The sequence below is a fragment of the Shewanella electrica genome (genome assembly GCF_022321485.1).
In the GTDB taxonomy this organism is placed as follows: Bacteria; Pseudomonadota; Gammaproteobacteria; order Enterobacterales; family Shewanellaceae; genus Shewanella; species Shewanella electrica.
This window is the reverse complement of sequence record NZ_JAKOGG010000571.1, coordinates 1-250: the sequence shown is the minus strand read 5'-3', so window position 1 is coordinate 250 and position 250 is coordinate 1. Positions and strand designations below refer to the sequence as shown.

Genomic DNA, 250 nt, shown 5'->3' with positions numbered 1-250 from the left:
GCAGCGGCGGCAACAGGGAGAGAAGATGAAGTTCAATCCACGTGTGTCGAGCAGCCGCCGCAAGAGCCGAAAGGCTCATTTCACGGCGCCGTCGAGCGTGCGGCGGGTGCTTATGAGCGCCCCTCTGTCGGCGGAGCTCCGGTCGAAGTACAACGTGCGGTCCATTCCGGTTCGCAAGGACGACGAGGTGCAGGTGGTGAGGGGAACCTACAAGGGCCGCGAGGGCAAAGTGGTCCAGGTCTATCGCCGC

Annotated in this window: 1 protein-coding gene; it reads left to right on the top strand. The window is 64.0% G+C overall.

The features are described from left to right. Positions 1–25: 25 nt before the first annotated feature. On the top strand, positions 26–250 hold a 225-nt coding region (gene rplX, locus L9G74_RS24500), incomplete at its 3' end, for a 50S ribosomal protein L24 (RefSeq protein WP_238898860.1).